Genomic DNA, 6,368 nt, shown 5'->3' on the forward strand with positions numbered 1-6,368 from the left:
CTCCAGGAACGACCGCATCCCCTCCTGTGCCTCCGCCGAACCGAAGAGCCGCGCCGACAGCTCCACCAGCTCGTCCGCGTCCCGTTCGAAGGAGCGCACCACCTCGGCGTTGGCCAGCCGCTTCGACTCCGCCAGGCCCTGCGGGGAGCCCAGGCGCAGCGCGTCCAGCAGGCCCTTCAGCACCACGCCGGTGGACTCGGCGGAGTCGGTGGCGCTGGTGATCAGCCCGATCCGGGCGGCCTCGGCGGCGTCGAAGACCTCGCCGGTGAGGTAGTAGCGGGAGGCGGCGCGCGGGTCCAGCTTCGGGCGCAGCGGCAGCGAGATGACGGCGGGCGCGAGGCCGAGGCGCACCTCGGTGAAGGCGAACGTCGAGGCCGGTCCGGCGACGGCGAGGTCCGCCGCGCCGACCAGGCCCAGACCGCCGGCCCGGACGTGCCCGTCGATGACGGCGATCACCGGCTTGGCGCAGTCCACGATGGCCCGCTGGAGCTCGACCAGGCCGCGCGGGCCGACCGTCGGGTCCGCGCCGGTCGCCTCGGAGAGGTCCGCGCCCGCGCAGAACACCTTGCCGGTGTGCCCGAGCACCACCGCGCGGACCTCCGGGTCGGCCGCGGCGGAGGCCAGCCCGGCGTGCAGCTCGGCCATCAGCCGGGTGGAGAGCGCGTTGCGGTTGTGCGGCGAGTCGAGGGTGAGCGTGGTGACGGCGTCGGCGGTGCTGACGTGGACGAGGGGCGCTGCACTGGTCATCGGCGGGGCCTGCCTTCGGGCTGAGGGTGGGTCGGGCTGCGGGTGCGGTCCGGGGGTGCGGACGACGCCCGGTCGACTCTGGCACGCCCACCCGTCCCTCGGCCAGAGCCGGCCGGCCCGGCGGCGGCCCCCCATGCTCGCCAGTGGTACAGACCTGTTGACGCATTGGTCCAGTCCTCCTACAGTTCCCATGCCGCGCCTCCCCACGGCGCAGGCGTCGATCGCACACGGATCAATGGATCAACCAAGGTTCTACGTCACCCTGTTCACCCCCACAGCCACAGGGAGAACCATGTCCGCTCGATCCCGGGCCGGGCGCCCGCGCGTGCGCAGCAGACTGCTGGCACTGCTCTCCGTCCTGCTCCTGCCCCTCGCCGCGCTCACCGCGCTGGCCGCCCCGGCGAACGCCGCCGGAAAGCTCAGCGCCACCTTCACCACCGCCGACAACGGCTCCTGGTGGCAGGGCACCTACGTCGTCCACAACGACAGCGCGACCGCGGTGAGCGGCTGGACCCTGGAGTTCGACCTCCCGGCCGGCGTCACCATCGGCAACAGCTACAACGGCACCGCGACCGTCGGCGGCCGGCACGTCACCGCCACGGCCGCGTTCTACAACTCCACCGTCAACGCCCACAGCACCACCGAGCCGTACAGCTTCTGGTTCGTCGGCAACGGCCCGGTCTCCACCCCGCTCAACTGCCGCATCAACGGCGACAAGTGCGACGGCAGCGCGGACGTCCCGCCGTCCGCACCGGGCACCCCGACGGTCACCGAGTCCACCGCGCACACGCTCGCCCTGAGCTGGCCGGCCGCCACCGGCGGCGACTTCCCGGTCGCCTCCTACGACGTGCTGAGCGGCAGCACCGTGCTCGCCTCCAGCTCGTCCACCAGCGTCCTGGTCACCGGCCTCACCCCGGCCACCTCGTACACCCTGACCGTCCGGGCCAAGGACAGCCGAGGCAACACCGGTTCGCTCAGCGCGTCCGTCACCGCGTCAACCTTCGACCCGTCCACCGACACCTCGCCGCCCACGGCACCGGCCAACCTCCGGGCGACGGCGGTCAGTTCGACGGACGTGAAGCTCGCCTGGAACGCCGCCACCGACAACGTCCGGGTCGCCGCGTACGACGTGTACCAGGGCAACACCCTGGCGACCACGGTCACCGGCAGCACCCTCGGCGCAACCGTCGGCGGCCTCTCGCCGTCCACCACCTACACGTTCACCGTGAAGGCCCGGGACGCCGCCGACAACGCCTCGCCCGCCTCCGCACCGCTCACCGCGACCACCTCGGACCTGGTCGGCGCCGGGAAGTACGCCCGGGTCGGCTACTTCGTCCAGTGGGGCATCTACGGCCGCCAGTACTTCGTCAAGAACCTGGACACCTCGGGCGCCGCCGCCAAGCTCGACGTCGTCAACTACGCCTTCGAGAACATCGATCCGGTCAACCTGACCTGCATGGCGGGCGTCACCAAGGGCACCACCGGCAACCCGGAGGACCCGGACCAGGGCACCGGCACCGGTGACGCCGACGCGGACTACGGCCGGGCGATGAGCGCCGACCAGTCGGTGGACGGCGTGGCCGACGACGGCTGGGGCAAACTCCGGGGCAACTTCAACCAGTTGAAGAAGCTCAAGGCCAAGTACCCGAACCTGAAGGTGGTCGTCTCGCTCGGCGGCTGGACCTACTCCAAGTACTTCTCCGACGCCGCCGCCACCGACGCGTCCCGCCAGAAGTTCGTCAAGTCCTGCATCGACACCTGGATCAAGGGCAACCTGCCGGTCTACAACGGTGCCGGCGGCGACGGCGTGGCGGCGGGCATCTTCGACGGCATCGACCTCGACTGGGAGTGGCCCGGCTCCGGCGACGGCCACCCGGGCAACCACTGGAGCGCCGACGACAAGGACAACCTGACCCTGCTGCTGGCCGAATTCCGCAAGCAGCTGGACGCGTTGGGCGGCTCGCACAAGCTGCTCACCGCCTTCACCCCGGCCGACCCCGCGAAGGTCGCCGCCGGCTGGGACCTCTCGAAGATCTTCAGCTCGCTGGACATCGCCAACGTCCAGGGCTACGACTTCCACGGCTCGGGCAGCGACAACTCCTGGGAGCCGAACCGCACCGGCCACGCCTCCAACCTCTTCCAGGACCCGAACGACCCCTACAACACCCACTTCAGCGTGGACACGGCCGTCCGGACGTACCTGAACGCCGGGGTCAACCCGCGCAAGCTGACCATCGGCTTCCCGTTCTACGGGCGCGGCTGGCAGAGCGTCGCGGACGGCGGCGCGAACGGCGCCTGGCAGTCCGCGAACGGCGCCGCACCGGGCCAGTTCACCGACGAGGCCGGCACCCGCGGGTACAACAACCTGGTCACCGCCCTCCCCGGCCTCAAGGTCTACCACGACCCCAAGTCCGTTGCGACGTACGGCTACACGGGATCGGGCGGCCAGTGGTGGACCTTCGACGACGCCTGGTCGATCTCGCAGAAGACGGCCTACCTCAAGTCGAAGAACCTGCTCGGCGGCATGATCTGGGAGATGTCCGGCGACACCCCGTCCGGCACCCTGATGTCGGCACTGGACACCGGGCTCAAGTAGTCCGCACAGCCCGACCCTGGGCTGAAGTAGTCCGCACGACCCGGCCCTGGGATCACGCAGGCCGCACGACCCGACCCGGGGCTCGGGTACCCGGCGCCACCACGGAAACGGGGCCGGCGCCCCTCCCCGCACCGGGGAGGGGCGCCGGCCCCGCGTCACGACGGCCGCCCTACCGCGAGGCCATCGCCGTCAGCCGCCGCGCGGCCCGGTACTGCCGCAGCACCTGGGAGAAGGAGGTGTGCCCCTGGGTGGTCCGGGCGAAGGCCCGCCAGGCCGCCGGCACCAGGCAGACTGCTGCGTGGAACAGGTACGGCCGCCGCTCGAAGGCGCCCAGCAGTTGCTTGCCCGCGCGCATCTCCACGCCCAGCCCGGCCTTGACCGCGAAGGCGTAGTTCAGCGCCTCGCGCCGCACCGCCGCCGCGTCGCCCGCCTCGGCGACCTTCACCGCCCACTCGCCGGCCAGCCGGCCCGAGCGCAGCGCGTACGAGATGCCCTCGCGGGTCCACGGTTCCAGCAGTCCGGCCGCGTCCCCGGCGACCAGCACCCGGCCGCGGGAGAGCGGCGAGTCCTCGGCCCGGCAGCGGGTCAGGTGCCCGGACTCGACCCTGGGGGTGAACCCGGACAGGCCCAGCCGGCGGATGTAGTCGGCGAGGTACTGCTTGGTGCGCTCGCCGTCGCCGCGCGCCGAGATGACGCCGACGGTCAGGCTGCTGGTCTCGGTCTTCGGGAACACCCAGCCGTAGCTGCCGGGCAGCGGGCCCCAGTCGAGGTGGATCCTGCCCGCCCAGTCCGCGGCGACCTGCGCCGGCACCGGGATCTCCGCCTCCAGGCCGAGGTCGATCTGGTCGAAGGTGACGCCGACGTGCCGGCCGATCCGGCTCGCGCTGCCGTCCGCGCCGACCACCGCACGGGCCTCGAAGGTGCGCCCGTCGGCGGCCGTCACCAGCGCCGTCCGGTGCCCGCCGCCGCGCTGCTCGACGCCGGTGACGGTCACTCCGGTGACCAGCACCGCCCCGGCCTGCTTGGCCGCCTGCACCAGGCGCAGGTCGAACTCGTCCCGGTTGACCAGGCCGAACAGCATTCGCTTGGACCGCCGGGTGCGGGTGTACTTCCCGTCGTAGGCGAAGGTGACGGCGTGCACCCGGTCCTGCAGGGGCAGCCGGAAGCCCGGCGGCAGGCTGTCCCGGGAGGGGCCGATGATGCCACCGCCGCAGGTCTTGTACCGCGGGTGTTCGGCCTTGTCGAGCAGCAGCACCCGGCGGCCCTGGGCCGCGGCGGCGTACGCGGCCGAGGAGCCCGCCGGTCCGGCGCCGACCACCACGACGTCCCAGACGCCGTCCGGCGGCGCCGCCGCGTCGTCGATCGGACCGCCCTCGGCCGGGCTGTCGAGCGGGCTGCGGGAATCGGAGCTTCCGGAGTCAGTCACGTCGAGCAATCCTATGCGTCCGACCGCTCCGGTCGAACGCGCCGCCCCCGCACCGGCCGCCCGATCCCTCCGGGTCCGTGCCACACCCTCGGAGCTCCCCGTTCCGCTCCGCCTATGATCGGCACTACCGCAAGCCGTCTCCTCCGCCCGCACCACCTCGAAGGGCGGACCGTCCCCTCGGAGCCCCGATGTCACAGCCCCTGGCCGACGCCGTCCGGTCCCTGATGGACCGTGCCCGCACCGACCTCGCCGAGCTGGTCGCCTTCCCGTCGGTCGCCGACCCGCGCCAGTTCCCGGTCCAGGAGTGCGAGAAGGCCGCGCGCTGGGTCGCCGACGCCTTCGCCGCCGAGGGCCTGACCGACATCCGGCTGCTGGACACCCCGGACGGCACCCAGTCCGTCTACGGCGAGCTGCCCGGCCCCAAGGGCGCGCCGACCGTCCTGCTCTACTCCCACTACGACGTCCAGCCCCCGCTGGACGAGGACGCCTGGCTCAGCCCCGCCTTCGAGCTGACCGAGCGCGACGGCCGCTGGTACGGGCGCGGCGCCGCCGACTGCAAGGGCAACATCCTGATGCACCTGACCGCCCTGCGGGCGCTGCGTCAGGTCCACGGCGACGCCTACCCGGTCGGCCTGAAGATCATCGTCGAGGGCTCCGAGGAGCAGGGCACCGGCGGTCTGGAGCGCTACGCCGAGGCCCACCCCGAGCTGCTCGCCGCCGACGCCATCATCATCGGCGACACCGGCAACTTCGCCCCCGGCCTGCCCACCGTCACCACCTCGCTGCGCGGCATGACGGTCGTCGAGGCCACGGTCACCACGCTGGCCGGCAACCTGCACTCCGGCGCCTTCGGCGGCGCCGCCCCGGACGCGCTCCAGTCCCTGGTCCGGATGCTGGCCTCGCTGCACGACGAGAACGGCGACGTCGCGGTGGCCGGCCTGACGGCCGACCAGACCTGGACCGGCGTGCAGTACCCCGAGGAGCAGTTCCGCGCCGACGCCAAGGTGCTCGACGGCGTCGCCCTGACCGGCACCGGCACCATCGCCGACCGCCTCTGGGCCCGCCCGGCCGTCACCGTCCTCGGCATCGACGCCCCGCCGGTGATCGGCGCCACCTCCTCCGTCCAGGCCACCGCCAAGGCCCTGATCAGCCTGCGCGTCGCGCCGGGCACGGACGCGGGCGCCGCCCAGGACGCGCTGGTCGCCCACCTGGAGGCGCAGGTCCCGCTCGGTGCCCGGCTCACCGTCCAACGCCAGGGCAGCGGCGCGCCGTTCCGGGCCGACACCAACGGCCCGGCGTACGAGGCCATGGGCGGGGCGATGGCCGAGGCCTTCGGCACCGCGATGGTCGCCTCCGGCGAGGGCGGCTCGATCCCGCTCTGCAACACGCTGCGCTCGCTCTACCCCCAGGCCGAGATCGTGCTGATCGGCGTCGAGGAGCCGACCACCCAGATCCACGCGGTCAACGAGAGCGTCGACCCGCAGGAGCTGGAGCGGATGGCCCTCACCGAGGCGCTGTTCCTCCGCCGCTACGCCGAACTGCGCTCCGTCTGACGGACGTTCGAGGCGACGTCCCGAGGGGTCTCCCGAAGGGCGTCCG

Annotated in this window: 4 protein-coding genes; 2 read left to right on the forward strand and 2 right to left on the reverse strand. The window is 72.8% G+C overall.

Features of this window, described 5'->3' with window-relative positions; translation table 11 throughout:
* Positions 1 to 747 (reverse strand): enoyl-CoA hydratase family protein (locus ACFU7Y_RS37815; RefSeq protein ID WP_380771063.1); only part of this gene is annotated, 747 nt, incomplete at its 3' end.
* A 292-nt stretch (positions 748 to 1,039) separates the two neighbouring features.
* On the opposite strand from ACFU7Y_RS37815, the gene ACFU7Y_RS37820 reads away from it, so the two are divergent.
* Positions 1,040 to 3,343 carry a glycosyl hydrolase family 18 protein gene (locus tag ACFU7Y_RS37820; RefSeq protein WP_380771065.1) on the forward strand — a complete coding sequence of 768 codons (2,304 nt, stop codon included), beginning with the start codon at positions 1,040 to 1,042 and terminating at the stop codon, positions 3,341 to 3,343.
* Positions 3,344 to 3,512: 169 nt separating this feature from the next.
* On the opposite strand, the gene ACFU7Y_RS37825 is transcribed toward ACFU7Y_RS37820, so the two are convergent.
* On the reverse strand, positions 3,513 to 4,706 hold the full coding sequence (locus ACFU7Y_RS37825; RefSeq protein ID WP_224281353.1) for a geranylgeranyl reductase family protein: 1,194 nt from the start codon (positions 4,704 to 4,706) through the stop codon (positions 3,513 to 3,515).
* Positions 4,707 to 4,957: 251 nt separating this feature from the next.
* Between ACFU7Y_RS37825 and ACFU7Y_RS37830 the strand changes: the two genes are divergently transcribed.
* Positions 4,958 to 6,322, forward strand: coding sequence for a dipeptidase (locus ACFU7Y_RS37830; protein WP_380771067.1), 1,365 nt, complete (start codon positions 4,958 to 4,960; stop codon positions 6,320 to 6,322).
* Positions 6,323 to 6,368: the final 46 nt, after the last annotated feature.

Origin of the sequence: Kitasatospora sp. NPDC057542 (genome assembly GCF_042801945.1) — a bacterium.
Classification (GTDB): Bacteria; Actinomycetota; Actinomycetes; order Streptomycetales; family Streptomycetaceae; genus Kitasatospora.

What these genes read in the sequence shown, in the direction of transcription:
- ACFU7Y_RS37830 (WP_380771067.1), top strand. Translation starts at nt 4,958, where the DNA reads ATGTCACAGCCCCTGGCCGACGCCGTCCGGTCCCTGATGGACCGTGCC.
- ACFU7Y_RS37820 (WP_380771065.1), top strand. Translation starts at nt 1,040, where the DNA reads ATGTCCGCTCGATCCCGGGCCGGGCGCCCGCGCGTGCGCAGCAGACTG.